This is a genomic window from Dyella subtropica, assembly GCF_026283965.1.
Classification (GTDB): domain Bacteria; phylum Pseudomonadota; class Gammaproteobacteria; order Xanthomonadales; family Rhodanobacteraceae; genus Dyella_D; species Dyella_D subtropica.
Window position 1 is genome coordinate 42,690 of record NZ_JAPDPD010000013.1, and the last position, 16,560, is coordinate 59,249.

The following is a 16,560-nucleotide window of genomic DNA, read 5'->3' on the forward strand; positions in this document are numbered from 1 at the left end:
GCCTCATTCACGCGCCTTGAACGCCGCCGAAAGGTGTTACCGCGTAGCTTGAATATTCCGGGCATCACCCTCTCTCCCCGATGCCCGGCCTATTCAGCCCCGCCCCCTGTGCGGGGCTTTTTTTGTCCCGGGCCTAACCGCATCCAACGACCGCGGGTCAAGAGCCGGTCCTCGCTGTCAGCATGGACCGCTGCGACTCAACCCATGGGCCGGATCCGTTTGCCCGCATGTCTGCGTCATCACTCGGTTGCGTATGGACCGTACACGTCCTCGTTCCTCAAAGCCTGCGTCGTCCATGGCGCCTCCCTGCGCAAACAGCTCCCGGCACGGGCTATGCGGACGATAAGGACTGGCTCTAAGCTGGAACCGGCTTGGCGAACAGGAGCGACCCGATGTCCAGCACCGATCTTCTGCTCTACCTCCAGGAAATCGATCTGCACACGCCCGGCCCACGCGCCGCGATCGCCCTGGCGGCAAGGCTCGGCGCCCGGCTGGATGGACTCTACGTGGCCGACCTCCCCGCCGCAGCCTTCAGCCTTCCCGAGGCGGTCCCGGTGCAGTTGGAGGAAACCCGCCGACGTTGCGTAGAAGCAGAGGAACACGGCGGCGAATGGCAGAGCCTGCTCGCCGCGCACGCCCTGGCTGGCAGCTGGCGGGTGGCTCAGGGCGATACCGTGCAGACCGTGTGCCAGGCGGCCGCCGGCTACGACTACTTGATCATGGAGCGCAGCCAACAGCGCAGCGATGCACCCGTCGGCTTCGGCACCGTTTCGCGCTGTGTATTCGGCAGCGACCGCCCCGTGCTGGTGGTGCCCGACACCGCCCGCATCGACAAGGTGGGCGCACGCGTCCTGGTGGCCTGGAACGGCAGCCGCGAATCCGCGCTCGCGCTCGCCGCCGCGGTGCCTGTACTGCAACGAGCGGACGACATTCTCTTGCTCGACGGCAGCGAAATGTATGCCGACAGCATTGCGGTACTTCCGCCACCGGGCCTCGCCGACTGGCTGGAGCGGCATGGCATCAAGGCCCGCATCCACACCCTGGACGCAGGCCCGACGCATGCCGCCGGCGCGCTGATCCTCGACGCGGCACATGCCGATCGCGCCGATCTGCTGGTGATGGGCGCCTGGAGCCGCTCACGTCTCGCTCAAATGGTGCTCGGCGGCACCACTCGTCACCTCTTCATGCACGGCGACCTGCCCATGCTAGTAGCGCACTGACCCTTCCCCGTAGGAGCGCACCCTGTGCGCGAAGCGGCCCTATAGGGCCGCGCTCTTTCGACGCGCTACCACCGGGCCCTGCCTTGCAGGGCTTCCGCGCACAGGGTGCGCTCCTACAAAAGCGGTCGATGGGCCGCTTTTCGTTTAGCCTTCCAAACACCCTCTTGCGCAAACGCTTTCGACAAGCTTAGTCTGGCCTCGCGTTCCGCACGATCCCCCTGCGCCCCCACGCAGCGTGCCCAGATCGCATCCCACCATCGAGCTGTCAGGAGGTCGCTTATGCCGTCCGCAAGCCTGGCTGTTGTTCATCGTCCGCATCCCGACCACGTACGCATCGCCGCTCTCAGCGCGGCCATTGCCGTCAACCTTGCCGTCCTGCTGGCCGCTCTGCGGCCGATGACGCCACAGATCATCGAAAGCCTGCGCCATGTGAACGATGTGCCGATCCGCTGGGTTACGCCCCCGGAAGTGAAGCCGCCGCCGCCGCCGATAGAGATAGCGCCTTTGACCAAAGCCCCAACGGTTCCGCGGGTGCATGCGCCACCACAGCCCGCATCACCACCGGTTACCGTGCCTACGGATCAAGGAAGTGTCGAAGCGCCTCCGGTCAGCACCACGCCAAGCATTGAACCCACAACGACAGCCACGCCCGTGCCCAACGCCGCACCGATCGAGGCCACACTGGCCTATCGCGCGTCGCCGCTCACCTTCCCAGCGATAGCCATACGGCAGCATATGCACGGCACCGTGCTGCTTCGCGTACTGATCGACGAGGAAGGCCGGCCCGTTCAAATAAGTATCGAAAAGAGCAGCGGCTATGCCTTGCTGGATCGCAGCGCACGCGAGCAAGTCATGGCGAACTGGCGGTTCCAGCCCGCTGTGGTGCAGGGACGCTCGGTACAAGCGTGGGCGAAAGTGCCAGTGAGTTTCGAATTGCGCGAGTTCTAACTCGCAAAGGTCACTGTAAAGGAGGACCCGGTCGACCTCACGCGCCGGCCGGGCCCCTCCACGGCAAACCATCGCACGACATCAATGCGCCGACGTAGCTTCGTTCGGCGTATGCGTGTTTGTGTGCGCTGCGCGTACAACGATCCACACCAGCGCCACCACCAACAACCCGGGTAGGAGCAAGGGCAACAGGGCCAGCGCTACCAATGGCGCAACAACGATCAAAGCCAAACCGCCGAACACCAACCCCAGCAGCGAACCCACGATACCCAACACACCGCCCACCAGGGCAAAGGTCAGCTTGAACACCGCGCCGATCAGCGAACCGATCAACCACAGCGTCAGCACCAGCATGACAACCACGCTCATCGCGATCATGACGCTCTCCTACGTTTCGTCTCGTTGAAGCAAGCAAACAACGCAAGCAGAAACCTGGACTGCACACGTGACATCCTGCGCCTGGACATCATTACCCGCATGTTGCAGAAGTCATGGCAATACCTTTGTCCACACCAACATGGGGTTACAGGTCTTTAACGATCACCATGCTCCACTGCGCGCCGGTTCCAACCGGGTCCCATTGCATGAGCCAACCCGTGCACACCCTCAAGGCGCTGCGTGACATCGCGTTCGACCTCGGCGTCGGCCAACACCCCGATCTCGCGGCCATGGCGCGCGAACTGGGCAGCATCGTCCATCGGGATGGACAGTCGTTGAACAAAGGACTGGCGCACCTGCGTAACCGCCAGCGCGGCTTTGAGCGTTGGCTGCTAGCCGAGCGAAGCAAGCCCGCGCTGAGCATGCTGGTGATGGCATGGCCCGCCAACCACGCGACACCCGTGCACGACCATGACGGGCTGTGGGGGCTTGAGATGGCGCTGCATGGCGCTCTTGAGGTGCAGACCTGGTCGCGTGATCCCTCCTCCGATTCTTTGCACCTGCAAAGCCAGGATTGGCTCGGTCCCGGCGACGCTACCTGGTTCGATACGGATAACGCCTACGCGCACCGGTGTCGTAACCTTTCACGACATGACACCGCACTGACGCTTCACGTCTATGGCGGCGATCTGGCAAAGTACTTCGCGTACGAGCAGGTCGGTCAGGCCGATCAATGGCTCGCACGACCGCAGCGCACAGCGATTGCCGGCCGGCTGAGCGCCTGATCGTCCCGTCCCAAGGCACGCCCCAAAGCACGCCCAAAGACACGCAATAAAAAAAAAGGAGTGGCATGTATCGACGGGTCGCCATTATCGGCGGCGGCGCGGCAGCGGCAACGCTGTTGAGCGAGCTGCTGGATCGCCAGCCGCCGCAGCCGCTGCATCTGGATTGGTATACGGGTGACGGTACGCGAGCCCGCGGCATCGCCTATGGCACTCGCTCGGAGCGGCATCTGCTGAACGTGCGCGCCGCCTCCATGAGCATGTTCACCAGCAAGCCGCGTGGCTTCCTCGATTTTGCCCAGCGTGGCGATAGCGCCATCGCCGGCAACGATTTTCTGCCGCGCCGACTCTACGGCGACTATCTCGAAGCCGAAGTCACTCGCGCGCTGGAGCGCGCGTCTGCACACGGCCACGACGTGCGCATCATTCCGTTCGCAGCGGACGCGCTGGTGCCGGAGAACGACGGCGTCACGGTGATGCAAGGCGAGGAAAGCACACGCGTCGATGCCGTCGTGATGGCGCTCGGCGCGCTGCCGCCACAACCGCTGAGTGGCGTCAGCGATGCCGCCCTTGCCAACAAGCGCTACATCACCCATCCGTGGCCTTTCCTCGCTGACGCACAGCCGGATCCAACGCCACGCAAGGTCGTACTGGTCGGCCTTGGCCTGACCGCCGTCGACGTGCTGCTGGAGCTGTCTGCGCTATGGCCGAATGCGAGCTTCACCGCCATCTCGCGTCACGGCCATCTGCCGGAGGCCCATCTCGCCGCCGCCACCGCACCGGCCGACGACAGCGCCGATTTGATCGAGAGCATGCACGCCGCACCGGACATCCGTACCTGGATGCGCCTGCTGCGCGAAGCCATCGCGCAAAGCAGCGACTGGCGCGTGGTGATCGACAGCCTGCGCCCGCATACGCCCGGCCTATGGCAAAACCTGCCTCTGGCCGAACGCGCACGTTTTCTGCGCCATGCTCGCTGGGCGTGGGAACGCGCGCGCCACCGCATGGCGCCGCAGATACTCGAAACCATTCACGCCATGGAATGCGCGGGCCGCCTGCAACGTCGACGCGCGCGCCTGCACGCCGTGGATGTCGAGGGCGATCATCTGCACCTCAGCATCACGCCCACCGGTAGCCAGGTGCCCACGCCGATGGATGCCGACCTGGTGATCCAGACGGTAGGCCTCAACACCGACGTGCGGCGCACCGGGCATACCTTGGTGCACCAGCTGGTCACCAATGGCCACATCACGCCCGACCCGCTCGGCCTTGGCTGCAACGCCACCGCCGAAGGCCGCTTGCAGCACAACGGCGATACCTGGCCGCACCTGTACGCCATCGGCAGCTTGCTGCGCGGCACGTTGTGGGAATCCACCGCCATGCCGGAGATACGTCAGCAAGCACGCAACCTGGCCGATCGCCTACTCGCCGAATAACGTGTAGGAGCGCACAGGGTGCGCTCCTACATGCAGCATCCGAAGACTACGCAAACCCGCCCAACACCAACTTGCCTATCGTGTTGGCGCTCTCGACGCGCGCATGCGCCCGCCGCAGGTTGACGGCATCGAGTGCGCCAAGGTACTCCCGCAACGTCGTACGCAACACGCCGGCATCCACCAGGTCGGCGACCTCGTTGAGGATCCGATGCTGCGCTTTCATATCCTCGGTCTGGAACATCGACCGGGTGAACATGAACTCCCAGTGCAGCGACAGGCTTCGCCGCTTGAGCAGGTTGATATCCAGCGGTGTTTCCGGATCATCGATCAGACCCAGTTTTCCCTGCGGCTTCAGCAGCTCGACGATAGCAGCGTAGTGCTGCTCGGTATGGGTCAGGCTGAGCACGTAGTCCACGCCCTGCGGCGACACGGCGAGCACTTGCGCCTTCAGGTCGCCATGATGATCCACCACATGATGCGCGCCCATCTCCCGCACCCACTCGCGTGTCTCCGGGCGCGAGGCGGTGCCGATCACGGTGAGATTCGTCAGCCGGCGCGCCAGCTGCACGGCCATCGAGCCCACGCCACCGGCAGCGCCGGTGATCAGCACCACACCACTCTGCGCCGCGTTGCCGCGCGGGATACCGAAGCGGTCGAACAGTAGCTCCCACGCCGTGATGGTAGTGAGCGGCATCGCCGCGGCCTGGAAAACATCCAGCGTGGAAGGCTTGCGGCCTACGATGCGCTCGTCGACCAGTTGCAGCTCGGCATTGCTGCCAGCCCGTTCAAGAGCACCAGCGTAGTACACCTGATCGCCCGGCTTGAACAACGACACGTCTTCACCCACCGCCACCACGGTGCCGGCGGCATCCCAACCCAGCACCTTGTCCGCGCCCTGTGGGTCGATGCGCCTGCGGATCTTGGTGTCGACCGGATTCACTGAGATGGCCTCCACGCGCACCAGCAGATCGCGTCCACTCGCCATCGGCTCTGGCAGGGTCACGTCGATCAGGCTTTCCGTGTCGGTGACCGGCAGCGAGCGGCGATAGGCAACAGCTTTCATGGAGGTCTCCATTGGGAACAGCAGAGGTATCGTATGCGGCGTGATCAAGGAATGATCCTGCGCCCAAGGGCATCATCGAACAGTGATGCGATTGATTGCCGATGATTCAAGCGCTGGCGGGGCATGGCGTTGCGACGATGACGCGACGCCGCTCGATCGCCACACTCCACAACGTCGCCAGCAAGCCCAGCACCGTCATCGCGGCACCGGCAACACCCAACATGGACAAACCGAGTCTTGCGTCGATCACCAAGCCGCCGATGAAAGCGCCGATGGCGTTACCCAGGTTGAACGCGGCGATATTCAACGTGGACGCGAGATGCGGCCCGTCCACCGCTTGCTGCACCACACGCATCTGCAGCGGCGGCACCGTGGCGAAGGCGGCAACGCCCCAGACGAACACGGTGACAATCGCCGCCACACTGCTATGCATGGTCCAGCTAAAGGCCAACATCACCAGCGACAGCAAGACCAGGATCGCCACCAGCGATGGCATCAGGCGCCAGTCGGCCAGACGGCCGCCCAGCAAGTTACCCAAGGTCGTACCCACACCGAACAGCACGAGCACCCAACCGGTGGCCCCCACGCTCACGTGCGACTGCGTTTGCAGGATCGGCGCGATATAGGTGAATACGGTGAACACGCCACCGAAGCCGAGCACCGTCATCGCCAGCGCCAGCAGCACTTGCGGCTGACGCAGCACAGCCATCTCCTTGCGCATATTTGGCGAGTGCAAGTCCGGCAGCGGCGGCACCAAACGCCACACGCCGATGGCCGCAAGCACACCCAACCCAGTGACCGCACCGAACGTCGACCGCCAACCCGCCCACTGTCCCAGGAAGGTGCCGAACGGCACGCCAAGCACGTTGGCCAAGGTCAGCCCGGCAAACATCAGCGCGATGGCACGGGCGCCCTGTCCGCGCGGCACCACATGCGAAGCCACCACCGCACCAATGCCGAAGAACGAGCCATGGCAGAACGCCGCCACCACACGCGCCAGCATCAACACCGCATAGTTGGGCGCGACGGCACACAGCGCATTGCCGAGAATGAACAGGCCGAGCAGCGCCAGCAGCGCATTGCGGCGTTCCATCCGTGCCGTCAGCGCGGCCAGCAGCGGTGCACCCGCCGCGACGCCCAGCGCATAGCCGGACACCAGCAGGCCTGCGGACGGAATGCTCACACGCAGATCGGCCGCCACTTCCGGCAGCAAACCCATGATCACGAACTCGGTGGTGCCGATAGCGAACGCCGCTACCGACAAGGCGAACAACGCCGCCCTGGAAGGGTCGCGACTCATCGCTCCACCTCTCGCACAGCCGCCAAAGGGATCTGACTCAACATCGGGAAACACTCATCCGTGGATCGAAGCCGGCAGGGTGCAACTTGCCGAATTGGATGAGAATTCACCAAACTACATAAACATCTTTTCCAAGAAATTGAAGATGATCGATCTCGAAGACATGCGTCTATTCGTGCGCGCCGTCACCGATGGCAGCCTCTCCGCCGCCGGACGCGAGCTTGGGCTGTCGCCCGCCGTCGCCAGCAAGCGCCTCAGCCGGCTCGAACGGGCCCTGGGCGTGCGCCTGCTCCAACGAAGTTCGCGCCGTCTAGTGCTGACTGACGAGGGCAGCTGCTACTACGAGCGCTGCGTCAGCATCCTGGCCGATGTCGACGACGCGAACACGATGGTCGGCCAGGGCCAGATGGAAGTGCGCGGCGCCCTGCACATCACCGCCTCACTGGACCTGGGTCGGCAATACATCGGCCCGATGGCGGCGGATTTCGCCGCACGCCACCCCGCGCTGCGCATGCGCATCAGCACCTCGGACGCCATGCTCGACCTGTTCGAACACGGCGTGGATGTCGCCATCCGTAGCGGGGCCATGGCCGATTCGCGACTGATCTCGCGCCGCCTCGCACTCAACTATCGCGTGATCTGCGCGGCGCCTTCCTATTTGGCCAAGCACGGGCGCCCGGCCAGCACCGACGATCTGCAGCGCCACACTTGCCTGATGTTGCACCGCCCGGGCCGCGGCATCCTGCCGTGGATGCTGCAGACGCCGGACGGGCCGCGCCCGTTGCGCGTAGACGCCACCCTCACAGCCGACAGCGGCGACCTCATGCGCGAACTCGCCGTGGCTGGGCACGGGTTGGTTTTCAAATCCATCTGGGATATTGCCGCCGACGTGCGCGCCGGGCGACTGGAGCCGGTGCTTACCGACACAGCCATCCAGGAGGCCCACATTTACGCCATCTACCCGAGCCGCGATTTCCTGCCCGCACGCATCCGCCTGTTCGTCGATCACATCCACGCGCAGATGCAACAGCAGGAGCAAAATGTGCTCGGCCTCATCCATAGCGTGCGTGGGTAGGCACGCCGGCCATCCTTCCGTCCACGGGGATCGCGTCCATGAGCTACCGCCTCGCCCTAGGGCTCCTGTTGATGATCGCCAACCTGCCCTCCCATGCTGCCTCAGGTCAGGCCTCCCCAGGTCATGCCGCCTCAGGTTTCGTCGAGCACGAAGTCGCCGTTGACGGGCAGACCTATCGCTACCAGGTTTTCGTGCCCGCCGGTTGGACGGCCGGCCGCAGCTGGCCGGTGGTGCTGTTCCTGCACGGCATCGGCGAGCGCGGCAGCGACAATCAGAAGCCGATGCGGCAGGGCCTGCCGCGGTGGCTGAAGGAACATGGCGCGAATTTTCCCGCCGTGGTGGTGATCCCGCAGGCTCCTGAAGAACGCTATTGGAACGGCGAGGTCGAGCAAGCCGCTATGCAGGCACTTCAGGCCAGCATCGAGACCTACCACGGCGATCGCCAGCGCATCTATCTCACCGGTTTGTCCATGGGTGGCTACGGCTCATGGCAGCTTGCCATCGATCATCCGGATATCTTCGCCGCCGCGGCCATCGTTTGCGGCGGCGTGCTGCCACCCCGCGAGGGAGCGAAGCTGCGCGTCGAAGGTGTGCCTGCCGATACCGAACCCTATGCCTGGGTGGCCGCGCATATCGGCAAGCTGCCGGTGTGGATCTTCCACGGCAGCGCCGACGTGATCGTGCCACCGCAGGGTTCGCGCGCCATGCACGCCGCGCTCGAAGCCCGCCACGCGGAAGTGCGCTACACCGAGTTCCCCGGCATCAAACACGACTCCTGGACGCCAGCGTATGCCACCGCCGAATTGTGGCCATGGATGTTCGGCCATCGGCTGGCGGCACCGGTGACGGACGACAAATAGCAGCGTTGAACCCGTAACCGCTCTGTACTTACGCCTGCCAGGAGCAGGAGAAGGAGCAGGAAACTAGCCTTGCAGGCCGGTGGTCTCGCCATCCCGTCGGCGCCCGACCAGCAGCCACCAGGCCAGGAACACCCCCACCACCACGCCCACAAACTCGCAAAACACCCGCGTGCCGATGCCGTCGGGGTCATGCACCTCGGCCAGTTTGGCCTTCAGCAATTGCAAGGATTGCAGGCGGGCGTAGTTGAAATAGAACATGTCCCACAGATCGCCGCCGCCGGCCAGGAACAGGGCCAGCAGATAAGACCAGCCTAGCTGTGCACCCTGGCTCCAGCCGTTCCGGCGGCCTATCCAACGAAACAGCACGCAAAGCAGGAAACCCGCTGCTGCCGCGATGGCCCCGGCCTGCAGACCGCCAACCATCCCAAAGCCCATCCACGATTGGTCGTAATGCATCTGTCCTTCCGGTGCGTCCTCTTACCATCGCCCATTATGCCCGTCGGCCGAGCTCAGCCCGCCTCCACGGCCCACGACGGCGACACCTAGTCATTCACTGACATGAATGCGGCGAATACCGCCGGGACCAGTCGCCCAACGCGTCACATCTTGGCCTACAGGGCTGACGCTAGACTCGTCTTCCCCAAACACGTGTGCCGTGACCTTCATGCGACATCCCATCAGCGAACGCGCCGCCCTGATCCTCGTCGATGTGCAGCCGGACTTCATGCCCGGAGGAAGCCTCGCCTGCCACGAGGGTGACGCCATCGTGCCGGGCATCCGCCACCTGCTGGAAAAACGCGTATTCCGCTACGTGGTCGCCACGCAGGACTGGCATCCGCAGGGGCACGTGTCCTTTGCCAGCAGCCACGCCGGCCGCAAACCGTTCGACCGCATCCCACTCTACGGCCACGCCCAGACCCTGTGGCCCGACCACTGCGTGCAGGGCACGCCCGGAGCGGCACTGCACCCGGCCATCAACCATTCGCTGGTAGACAAGATCGTGCGAAAGGGCAGCGATCCCAAGGTGGACTCCTACAGCGGCTTCCGCGAAAACTACGGTCCTCATGGCACGCGCGGCCCTACCGATCTGGCCGAATGGCTACGCAGCCATGGGGTGGACGAACTCTATATATGCGGGCTGGCGCGGGATGTCTGCGTGCTATGGACAGCGCAGGACGCCGTCGGCCTGGGCTTCAAAACCCACGTACTGTGGGATCTGACCCGCCCGGTCACGCCGGACACCGACATCGCCACGCGCGCCCGGCTCGACCAGTTGGAAGTGGATGTCCTGGAGGCCATCGCCACCCCGGCTTGAGGACGATCAGCCTTCATCCTCGGTAGCCGCACGAACCTGCAGCGTACCGTCCTCGTCGATCGTCACCGTCAGCACGATGGGGCAACAGCACACCTGGCAATCTTCGATGTATTGCTGGCTCTCCACCGAGCTGTCGATGAGAATCTCAAACGCTTCGCCGCAATACGGGCAGTGGATATGCGTTGGACTGAGCATGACGTGGTCTCCCGCGGCGTTCAAAGACACTTTCCAAGAACGCGTACCCCTACTGGCTGGCGTCATTCGGGGAAATATCAACCGGCAGCCAGCCGCCAGGCTGCCGGGGTGACGATAGCGAACAGGCCCTCTCGTGCCGTGCGACGCCCCAGCCGCAACACTTCCTTGTCCTTGCTGAGCAACCAGCGCGCCTGCGAAGCGAGCGCCAGTTCGAGAAATTTCTGGTCGTCGGGGTCCGCACAGCGCGGTAGCTTCACCCCATTATTCGCCAACAAGGCTTCGTCCGGCAGGCAACGCAAGACCTCGTCGTACGCAGCAAGCGCCGTCGCTTGCGCCGCCTCGTTCAGCGCCAGCTGCGGATAGGCCAGCACGCGCAGCCATTCCGCACGGCAAGCCGCATTTGTGACCGCCTCCACCGTGCCCTGCGCCAATGCCTCGCGCAGCGCAGCGACCTGCGCATCGCCGAACACGAACAGGTCGAGGCAGACATTGGTGTCCAGCACCAAGCGATCGGCGTGGCGGCCTGCGTAGTGTGTATCCGTCGGCGTCATGCCAAAGCTCGGCATCCAGGAAAGGCGAGGCACGTTAGCCCGGATCACACGAACTGTCGAACACCGAAGCGATCGGTCGACGGTACGCATCGCGGGCGTTCCTGCGGGTGTTGCGCGACAATGTCGCTTTGATCGACCGGTCATGCCGAGCGTAGCCATTCCATGAACGACGCAGCCTTAGAGCAATACCTCCTGAACTTGTTCGCCGACCACGACATCGAGCTGGAGCCGGACGAAGACGGCTGGCTGCTGACCGACGGCGACTTTCCTGCCATTCGCGCCACCTGGCACCCGGGCGACGGCGATCAGCCGGGCCGGCTCGACATCGACGTGGTGATCAGCGAGGAACGCCATATCGAGGAGAGCTTTGCCGGTTATGGGCAAGGTGACGCCGCCTGCCGCGACGCGCTCGACGCCTTTGTCGCACAGGCCCTGCACCCGCTGCTCGCCGCCTGCTGGTATGTCACCGACGATCGCAAAATCCACATCGAGGCCTGGGATATCGGCGTGCGCACCTGGGATGTCTTCCATGGAGCCACCGGCATTCGCGGCGCCCTCACGGTGCCGCCGGAAACCCGCACCGCGCTGGCCGATGCGTTGCGACGCATGGCGCTTACCCCTGAACTGCACTGGGTTCGCGTGTTCTATACGCGAGCCGCCGACGGCTCGGTCAGTGCCGAGGCCAGCTTCGACAACGAGCCATGGGCCGAAGGCACGGCCGCTATCACGTCGGCGGCCTGGCCACACCACGAAGAGGCCGGCAGCGCGCGCTGGTTGACCCTGCTCGACGTCCGCGACTACTGAACAAGGACTTTTGTGAAACTCCCCGAACTGCCTTTCACCATCACGCACTGGAACGATGTGCCCGCCACCCGTCATCCGGGCGAACAGGGCGAAGCGCTGTGGCGCTCGTTCAACGCTGGGGACCTGCGCGTACGCATCGTCGAGTATTCGCCGGGCTACCTGGCAGATCACTGGTGCGACCGCGGCCATGTGCTCTACGTGCTGGACGGTGAACTGCATACGGAGCTGAAAGACGGGCGCCGTTTCGTACTCACACCTGGCATGAGTTACCAGGTCTCGGATTTCGGCGACGCCGCGCATCGCTCGTCCACGCCGAGCGGCGTCAAATTGTTCGTGGTGGATTGAGCTCTGTAGGAGCGCACAGGGTGCGCTCCTACAGTGTCAGCAACACTTTGCCTATGGCACCGCGGCTCTCGATGTACGCGTGCGCCTTGGCGCCTTCCTGCAAAGGAAAACGCGCCGCGATGCGCGGCGTGACCACACCGGCGCGTATCTGCGCGAACAGGCTCGCCGCGCGTTCGCGCCGCACCGCCGCGCTGGTCAATACATTCCACAAGTCGCCGCCGGTCAGCGTGAGCGAGCGATCCATCAGTACGCGCGGATCGACCGGATCGGGGTCGCCGGCCGCCATACCGTAAAACACTACGGTACCGCCGACACGTGCAGCCGCAAGACTGTCTCCGAGCGTTCGACCGACCGAGTCGTACACCACATCGGCGCCGCGCCCACCGGTCAAGGCTTTCACCGAAGGAAGCAGATCGTCGTAATCGACCGCCGCATCGGCACCCGCTGAGATCACCGCGTCGCGCTTGGCCTCACTGGACGCGATGCCGAGCACGGTGGCGCCCATCGCCTTCAACATCTGCGTCAGCAACCAACCCACACCACCAGCGGCGGCATGCACCACGGCCACATCGCCCGGCTTCACCGCATAGCTGTCGCGCACCAGATAGTGCGCGGTGAGTCCCTGCAACAACACGGCAGCGGCGATGTCGGCACCGATGCCATCGGGCAGCGGAACCAGCTTGTCGACATCCACCGCGACGAGCTCCGCATTGGCATAGGGCATGTCCGCAAAACCCACGCGGGTGCCGGCAGGGAACAGCGCATCGCCCACCGCCGGTGTCTCGACCACGCCGGCCCCTTCATAGCCGAGAATCCAGGGAGCGGAACCGCTGAGATGGTAGTTGCCGTTGCGGCGATACACATCGGCAAAGTTCAGGCCGACGCATTGCACGCGCACCAGCGCCTGACCGGGACCCGGCACGGGATCGGGGCGTTCGGCCCAGCGCAGAACATCAGGACCGCCGAAGCGATCGAAAACCAGAGCATGCATGACGAACTCCCGAACACTAAACGCCTGCCCTGATGGGCTACGTCGCCCGCGTGCTGACGACGAAGACGGACACTAAAGGCGGTCACCAGAGCTTACACGTCAACCCGCCGTGGAATCCCGCGTTCATCGCTTCTCGATAGCCATGAGTTCCATGGCCTGCCTTCCCAGGGGAAAGCCTCGTCATGCGACGAACCTTTGTTGTCGGTTGCCCGCGCTCCGGCACCACCATCGTCCAGGCCTTGCTGGCCCGGCATCCGGCGGTCTTCACCCCGCCGGAGACGGCGCTTTTCGAGCACTTGCATGGCAACCTGGCGTGGCGCTGGGGCGACGCCCAGGCCCAACCCAAGTCCGCACGGCTGCGGCAGCGTCTCGGCTTCACGCGCAAGCATGAGCGCGACCTGTTCATGACGCTGCAGCGCATGCTGCCCTCCGCCCCCGCTTTTCTCAGGCACCCTTCGCTGCGCACTCGCACTTTTGAGAAGCGCTTCGTCGCCCTGCTCGACCAGTTGGCCGAGGATGCCGATCGCAGCCTGTGGCTGGAAAAGACCCCCAACCATCTGCTCTACATCCCGGAAATCGAAGCGCTGGCGCCGGACGCACGCTTCGTCCATGTCATTCGCCCCGGCGCGGAAGTCGTCGCCTCACTGATCGACACCAGCCTGCTGTTCGAAAGCGACAACACCTTCGGTGGCGGCATCGTGCACTGGGCCCGGCGCTGGAACCGCGCCATGCAGATCCACCGCGCCCATCAGGGACACGCTCAGCACCATTTGCTGTTTCTGGAAGACCTGATCGAACACCCCGAGCAGGAATGGAAACGTGTGTGCCGCTTCCTCGACATCGCCACCGATGTCCCGCTCGACGATGCCTGCACCCAGATCATCGCCGATCTGGAAAACGAACCCTGGAAGCGCAAATCCGTGCATGGCCGCCTGCACACGCCTCAGAGCAAAGTGGACGGCCTGTTCGGCCCCAAACTGCAACGCTGGCTGCAGGCCAAGCTGGTGTCCTATGACGACCTGCATGCGCAATGCCTGCAGGCACGCGGCCACCACGACCACGCGCACGATCCGCATCGGCGCCATCGCGACAGAAACGTCAGCATTCTCTCGCCGGGATCAAACCTGCGACGCCGCCTCCTCGATCAAGGCCACGATGTCGTGCGGGCATGACGCCAGCGATGCATGGCTCGACAGCAGCGACACGATCTTCTTCGCGCCGATCCGCTCGGCCATCCATTGCTGGGTTTCCGGCGGAATCATGCGATCGTCCTGCGACAGCTGATACCAGCTCGGCTTGGTCTTCCAAGCCGGCGGACCAGCCTTGTCCTCGAAGCAACGCGCCGCAGTAGGTTTTTGTGCCACGGCCATGACCAAGGCGGCATCGTCGCCCAGGTCCTGGCAGAAACTTTCCTTGTGCAGCTCCTTGGCGATCCACAGGAAACCGTACTGGTCCGGCCGGATGCTAGCCACTCCCGGCGGAGGCTCCCGCCGTGCAAAGAGGCTGCCCAGGCTATCGCCCTCATCCGGAGCAAAGGCGGCGACAAAAACCAGTCCCACCACATTGGCCGCGTGTCCCGCACCGGAGATGACGGCGCCGCCATAGGAATGACCCACCAGGATCACCGGCCCTTCCTGCGCTTCCGTAAGCCGACGCGTGCGTTCCACGTCGTCTTCCAGTGAGGTCAACGGATTCTGTACCGCGCTGACGTTGTAGCCCCTGGCATGCAACACCGGAATCACCTTGCTCCAGTGCGAGCCGTCGCCCCACGCGCCGTGCACGAGGACAATGCTTGGTTTCTTGGCCATTGCGAACTCCTTGGATGCGTATAGGCTCGCCTTGCGCCGAGTCCGTGGGTCCCCCTGCGAAACGTACTCACGCTACGCCATCCTCTGCATGGACGATGCGCAGCGCGCGTGAATCCTTTGTCATGACGAAAGCGCGACGTGGCCTGTGGCATATCCGGCGCGTGCTACGAAAAGACATTGAACAGGCTCTAAGGAGAAACCGCATGAAATATCGCTTGCTTCTGCTCCCGCTCGCCTTGGCCGCCTGCTCGCAGACACCGCCATCCAATAACGGCAACTCGCCTGCTCCGGAAGCATCCACGCCAGCACAGACCAAGCCGACCACTGCGTCATCTGTGGTGGATACGACACCGCTGGGTAAATACCACTGGCAGTTGAGCGAGGCTACGAGCGGCGACGGCAAGCGCATCGACGCCTTGTTCGCGCGACCGGACAAACCGCTGCAACTGGATTTCGTGCGTGATCGCCTCAGCGTCGGCCATGCCTGCAACCGCCTGGGCAGCAATTACAGCGTCGACGGCGAGCGCCTGAAGATCGGCCCGATGGCACAGACCATGATGGCCTGCTCCGACAAAGCGCTGGCCGATCTGGATGGCGCGATCAGCCAACGCCTGCAAGGCCATCCCAAGCTAAGCCTGCACACCGAAGGCCATGCGCCCCAGTTGCGGCTGATCACCGACAACGGCGACACCCTGGTCTTCACCGGCCAGGCCACCGCCGAAACGCGCTACGGCGGCGAAGGCGAAACCCTATTCCTGGAAGTCGCCGCGCAGACCAAACCGTGCAGCCACCCGCTGACCCCAACATGCAGTGCCTGCAGGTGCGCGAGCGCAAATACGGCGACAACGGCGTGGTCACCGGTCCGCCGGGCGAATGGCAGCCGCTGTACCAGAGCATCGAGGGTTACACGCACGAAGCGGGCATCCGCAACGTGCTGCGCGTGCAGCGCTTCAACATCAAGAACCCGCCGGCGGATGCGCCGAACACCGCCTATGTGCTGGACATGGTGGTGGAGTCGGAAGTGGTGAAACCGTAATGCGATGAACCCTTCTCCCTCCGAGCGAGGGAGAAGGGTTGCGCCATCGAATGGCCGATAGACTCAGATCGCGGCACCCACGCGCTCACGCACTTCATTCATATCGCGCACCGGGCGCACCTCGATGCTGCCGAAACGCGCCCACGGAAATGCGGAAGCGATATGCAGGGCTTCGTCCATGTTTTCCGCTTCGATCAGGTTGAAGCCGCCGAGGTATTCCTTGGTCTCCGCGAACGGCCCGTCCACGATCGTGGTGCGGCCGTTGCGTACACGCAGGGTTCTGGACCGCTCCGGCGTTTCGAGCTGCTGGCAGTCGAGCAGCTTACCTTCCTCTTGCAGTTGATCCGCCTTGGCAAAGCAGCCGCGCATGAGGGTGGCGAACTCTACCTCGGGAAGGTTGGCGTGCAGGGAGGCATCGCAATAGATCATCGCCAGAAACTTCATGATGGTGTC

At 64.2% G+C, this 16,560-nt stretch carries 19 protein-coding genes and 1 pseudogene; 11 read left to right on the forward strand and 9 right to left on the reverse strand.

The window, feature by feature from the left end; genetic code table 11:
* Positions 1-392 precede the first annotated feature (392 nt).
* Both OUZ45_RS12590 and OUZ45_RS12595 read left to right on the forward strand, forming a co-directional pair.
* On the forward strand, positions 393-1,220 hold the full coding sequence (locus OUZ45_RS12590; protein ID WP_266170465.1) for a universal stress protein: 828 nt from the start codon (positions 393-395) through the stop codon (positions 1,218-1,220).
* Positions 1,221-1,499: 279 nt separating this feature from the next.
* The gene (locus tag OUZ45_RS12595) at positions 1,500-2,168 is read left to right on the forward strand and encodes an energy transducer TonB (RefSeq protein WP_266170466.1); all 669 of its coding nucleotides are present in this window, start codon (positions 1,500-1,502) and stop codon (positions 2,166-2,168) included.
* Positions 2,169-2,249: 81 nt separating this feature from the next.
* On the opposite strand, the gene OUZ45_RS12600 is transcribed toward OUZ45_RS12595, so the two are convergent.
* The gene (locus tag OUZ45_RS12600) at positions 2,250-2,546 is read right to left on the reverse strand and encodes a hypothetical protein (RefSeq protein WP_266170467.1); all 297 of its coding nucleotides are present in this window, start codon (positions 2,544-2,546) and stop codon (positions 2,250-2,252) included.
* 206 nt (positions 2,547-2,752) lie between these two features.
* Here OUZ45_RS12600 and OUZ45_RS12605 point away from each other — a divergent pair, with 206 nt between their 5' ends.
* Together OUZ45_RS12605 and OUZ45_RS12610 are read left to right on the forward strand one after the other, a co-directional pair.
* Positions 2,753-3,331: a cysteine dioxygenase gene (locus OUZ45_RS12605; protein WP_266170468.1), complete on the forward strand. Its 579-nt coding sequence runs from the start codon at positions 2,753-2,755 to the stop codon at positions 3,329-3,331.
* A gap of 65 nt (positions 3,332-3,396) precedes the next feature.
* The gene (locus OUZ45_RS12610) at positions 3,397-4,764 is read left to right on the forward strand and encodes an FAD/NAD(P)-binding protein (RefSeq protein ID WP_266170469.1); all 1,368 of its coding nucleotides are present in this window, start codon (positions 3,397-3,399) and stop codon (positions 4,762-4,764) included.
* Positions 4,765-4,810: 46 nt separating this feature from the next.
* Here OUZ45_RS12610 and OUZ45_RS12615 read toward each other — a convergent pair whose 3' ends face one another.
* Complete coding sequence (locus OUZ45_RS12615) at positions 4,811-5,827, reverse strand: zinc-binding alcohol dehydrogenase family protein (RefSeq protein ID WP_266170470.1); 1,017 nt, start codon at positions 5,825-5,827, stop codon at positions 4,811-4,813.
* Between the two features lie 106 nt (positions 5,828-5,933).
* Complete coding sequence (locus OUZ45_RS12620; RefSeq protein WP_266170471.1) at positions 5,934-7,127, reverse strand: MFS transporter; 1,194 nt, start codon at positions 7,125-7,127, stop codon at positions 5,934-5,936.
* Between the two features lie 145 nt (positions 7,128-7,272).
* Here OUZ45_RS12620 and OUZ45_RS12625 point away from each other — a divergent pair, with 145 nt between their 5' ends.
* Both OUZ45_RS12625 and OUZ45_RS12630 read left to right on the forward strand, forming a co-directional pair.
* Positions 7,273-8,202: a LysR family transcriptional regulator gene (locus tag OUZ45_RS12625; RefSeq protein ID WP_266170472.1), complete on the forward strand. Its 930-nt coding sequence runs from the start codon at positions 7,273-7,275 to the stop codon at positions 8,200-8,202.
* A gap of 38 nt (positions 8,203-8,240) precedes the next feature.
* The gene (locus OUZ45_RS12630; RefSeq protein ID WP_266170473.1) at positions 8,241-9,062 is read left to right on the forward strand and encodes a carboxylesterase family protein; all 822 of its coding nucleotides are present in this window, start codon (positions 8,241-8,243) and stop codon (positions 9,060-9,062) included.
* A gap of 63 nt (positions 9,063-9,125) precedes the next feature.
* Here OUZ45_RS12630 and OUZ45_RS12635 read toward each other — a convergent pair whose 3' ends face one another.
* Positions 9,126-9,518 carry a hypothetical protein gene (locus OUZ45_RS12635; RefSeq protein WP_266170474.1) on the reverse strand — a complete coding sequence of 131 codons (393 nt, stop codon included), beginning with the start codon at positions 9,516-9,518 and terminating at the stop codon, positions 9,126-9,128.
* 208 nt (positions 9,519-9,726) lie between these two features.
* On the opposite strand from OUZ45_RS12635, the gene pncA reads away from it, so the two are divergent.
* Positions 9,727-10,377 (forward strand): bifunctional nicotinamidase/pyrazinamidase, encoded by a 651-nt coding sequence (gene pncA / locus OUZ45_RS12640; protein ID WP_266170475.1) that lies wholly within the window; start codon positions 9,727-9,729, stop codon positions 10,375-10,377.
* A 6-nt stretch (positions 10,378-10,383) separates the two neighbouring features.
* Here pncA and OUZ45_RS12645 read toward each other — a convergent pair whose 3' ends face one another.
* Entirely contained in the window at positions 10,384-10,572 is a 189-nt protein-coding gene (locus OUZ45_RS12645; protein ID WP_266170476.1) for a CPXCG motif-containing cysteine-rich protein, read from the reverse strand.
* A gap of 77 nt (positions 10,573-10,649) precedes the next feature.
* Positions 10,650-11,123: a putative toxin-antitoxin system toxin component, PIN family gene (locus tag OUZ45_RS12650; RefSeq protein WP_266170477.1), complete on the reverse strand. Its 474-nt coding sequence runs from the start codon at positions 11,121-11,123 to the stop codon at positions 10,650-10,652.
* Between the two features lie 162 nt (positions 11,124-11,285).
* Here OUZ45_RS12650 and OUZ45_RS12655 point away from each other — a divergent pair, with 162 nt between their 5' ends.
* Both OUZ45_RS12655 and OUZ45_RS12660 read left to right on the forward strand, forming a co-directional pair.
* Complete coding sequence (locus OUZ45_RS12655; protein ID WP_266170478.1) at positions 11,286-11,927, forward strand: DUF6348 family protein; 642 nt, start codon at positions 11,286-11,288, stop codon at positions 11,925-11,927.
* 12 nt (positions 11,928-11,939) lie between these two features.
* Positions 11,940-12,272 (forward strand): DHCW motif cupin fold protein, encoded by a 333-nt coding sequence (locus OUZ45_RS12660; protein WP_266170479.1) that lies wholly within the window; start codon positions 11,940-11,942, stop codon positions 12,270-12,272.
* Between the two features lie 28 nt (positions 12,273-12,300).
* Here the strand turns inward: OUZ45_RS12660 and OUZ45_RS12665 are convergent, their stop codons facing one another.
* Positions 12,301-13,263 (reverse strand): quinone oxidoreductase family protein, encoded by a 963-nt coding sequence (locus OUZ45_RS12665; protein ID WP_266170480.1) that lies wholly within the window; start codon positions 13,261-13,263, stop codon positions 12,301-12,303.
* A 182-nt stretch (positions 13,264-13,445) separates the two neighbouring features.
* On the opposite strand from OUZ45_RS12665, the gene OUZ45_RS12670 reads away from it, so the two are divergent.
* The gene (locus OUZ45_RS12670; RefSeq protein WP_266170481.1) at positions 13,446-14,435 is read left to right on the forward strand and encodes a sulfotransferase family protein; all 990 of its coding nucleotides are present in this window, start codon (positions 13,446-13,448) and stop codon (positions 14,433-14,435) included.
* Here OUZ45_RS12670 and OUZ45_RS12675 read toward each other — a convergent pair.
* Positions 14,382-15,071, reverse strand: a complete 690-nt coding sequence (locus OUZ45_RS12675; RefSeq protein WP_266170482.1) for an alpha/beta hydrolase — start codon at positions 15,069-15,071, stop codon at positions 14,382-14,384. The genes OUZ45_RS12670 and OUZ45_RS12675 overlap by 54 nt on opposite strands.
* A gap of 203 nt (positions 15,072-15,274) precedes the next feature.
* On the opposite strand from OUZ45_RS12675, the pseudogene OUZ45_RS12680 reads away from it, so the two are divergent.
* A pseudogene (locus OUZ45_RS12680) lies at positions 15,275-16,107 on the forward strand (DUF4377 domain-containing protein).
* A gap of 63 nt (positions 16,108-16,170) precedes the next feature.
* Here OUZ45_RS12680 and OUZ45_RS12685 read toward each other — a convergent pair.
* Positions 16,171-16,551, reverse strand: a complete 381-nt coding sequence (locus OUZ45_RS12685; protein WP_266170483.1) for a YciI family protein — start codon at positions 16,549-16,551, stop codon at positions 16,171-16,173.
* Positions 16,552-16,560 lie beyond the last annotated feature (9 nt).

Coding starts and splice junctions, on each gene's coding strand:
- OUZ45_RS12665 (WP_266170480.1), bottom strand. CDS start 13,263: ATGCATGCTCTGGTTTTCGATCGCTTCGGCGGTCCTGATGTTCTGCGC.
- OUZ45_RS12685 (WP_266170483.1), bottom strand. CDS start 16,551: ATGAAGTTTCTGGCGATGATCTATTGCGATGCCTCCCTGCACGCCAAC.
- OUZ45_RS12670 (WP_266170481.1), top strand. CDS start 13,446: ATGCGACGAACCTTTGTTGTCGGTTGCCCGCGCTCCGGCACCACCATC.
- OUZ45_RS12620 (WP_266170471.1), bottom strand. CDS start 7,127: ATGAGTCGCGACCCTTCCAGGGCGGCGTTGTTCGCCTTGTCGGTAGCG.
- OUZ45_RS12645 (WP_266170476.1), bottom strand. CDS start 10,572: ATGCTCAGTCCAACGCATATCCACTGCCCGTATTGCGGCGAAGCGTTT.
- OUZ45_RS12630 (WP_266170473.1), top strand. CDS start 8,241: ATGAGCTACCGCCTCGCCCTAGGGCTCCTGTTGATGATCGCCAACCTG.
- OUZ45_RS12650 (WP_266170477.1), bottom strand. CDS start 11,123: ATGACGCCGACGGATACACACTACGCAGGCCGCCACGCCGATCGCTTG.
- pncA (WP_266170475.1), top strand. CDS start 9,727: ATGCGACATCCCATCAGCGAACGCGCCGCCCTGATCCTCGTCGATGTG.
- OUZ45_RS12590 (WP_266170465.1), top strand. CDS start 393: ATGTCCAGCACCGATCTTCTGCTCTACCTCCAGGAAATCGATCTGCAC.
- OUZ45_RS12625 (WP_266170472.1), top strand. CDS start 7,273: ATGATCGATCTCGAAGACATGCGTCTATTCGTGCGCGCCGTCACCGAT.
- OUZ45_RS12615 (WP_266170470.1), bottom strand. CDS start 5,827: ATGAAAGCTGTTGCCTATCGCCGCTCGCTGCCGGTCACCGACACGGAA.
- OUZ45_RS12600 (WP_266170467.1), bottom strand. CDS start 2,546: ATGATCGCGATGAGCGTGGTTGTCATGCTGGTGCTGACGCTGTGGTTG.
- OUZ45_RS12655 (WP_266170478.1), top strand. CDS start 11,286: ATGAACGACGCAGCCTTAGAGCAATACCTCCTGAACTTGTTCGCCGAC.
- OUZ45_RS12675 (WP_266170482.1), bottom strand. CDS start 15,071: ATGGCCAAGAAACCAAGCATTGTCCTCGTGCACGGCGCGTGGGGCGAC.
- OUZ45_RS12635 (WP_266170474.1), bottom strand. CDS start 9,518: ATGCATTACGACCAATCGTGGATGGGCTTTGGGATGGTTGGCGGTCTG.
- OUZ45_RS12610 (WP_266170469.1), top strand. CDS start 3,397: ATGTATCGACGGGTCGCCATTATCGGCGGCGGCGCGGCAGCGGCAACG.
- OUZ45_RS12595 (WP_266170466.1), top strand. CDS start 1,500: ATGCCGTCCGCAAGCCTGGCTGTTGTTCATCGTCCGCATCCCGACCAC.
- OUZ45_RS12605 (WP_266170468.1), top strand. CDS start 2,753: ATGAGCCAACCCGTGCACACCCTCAAGGCGCTGCGTGACATCGCGTTC.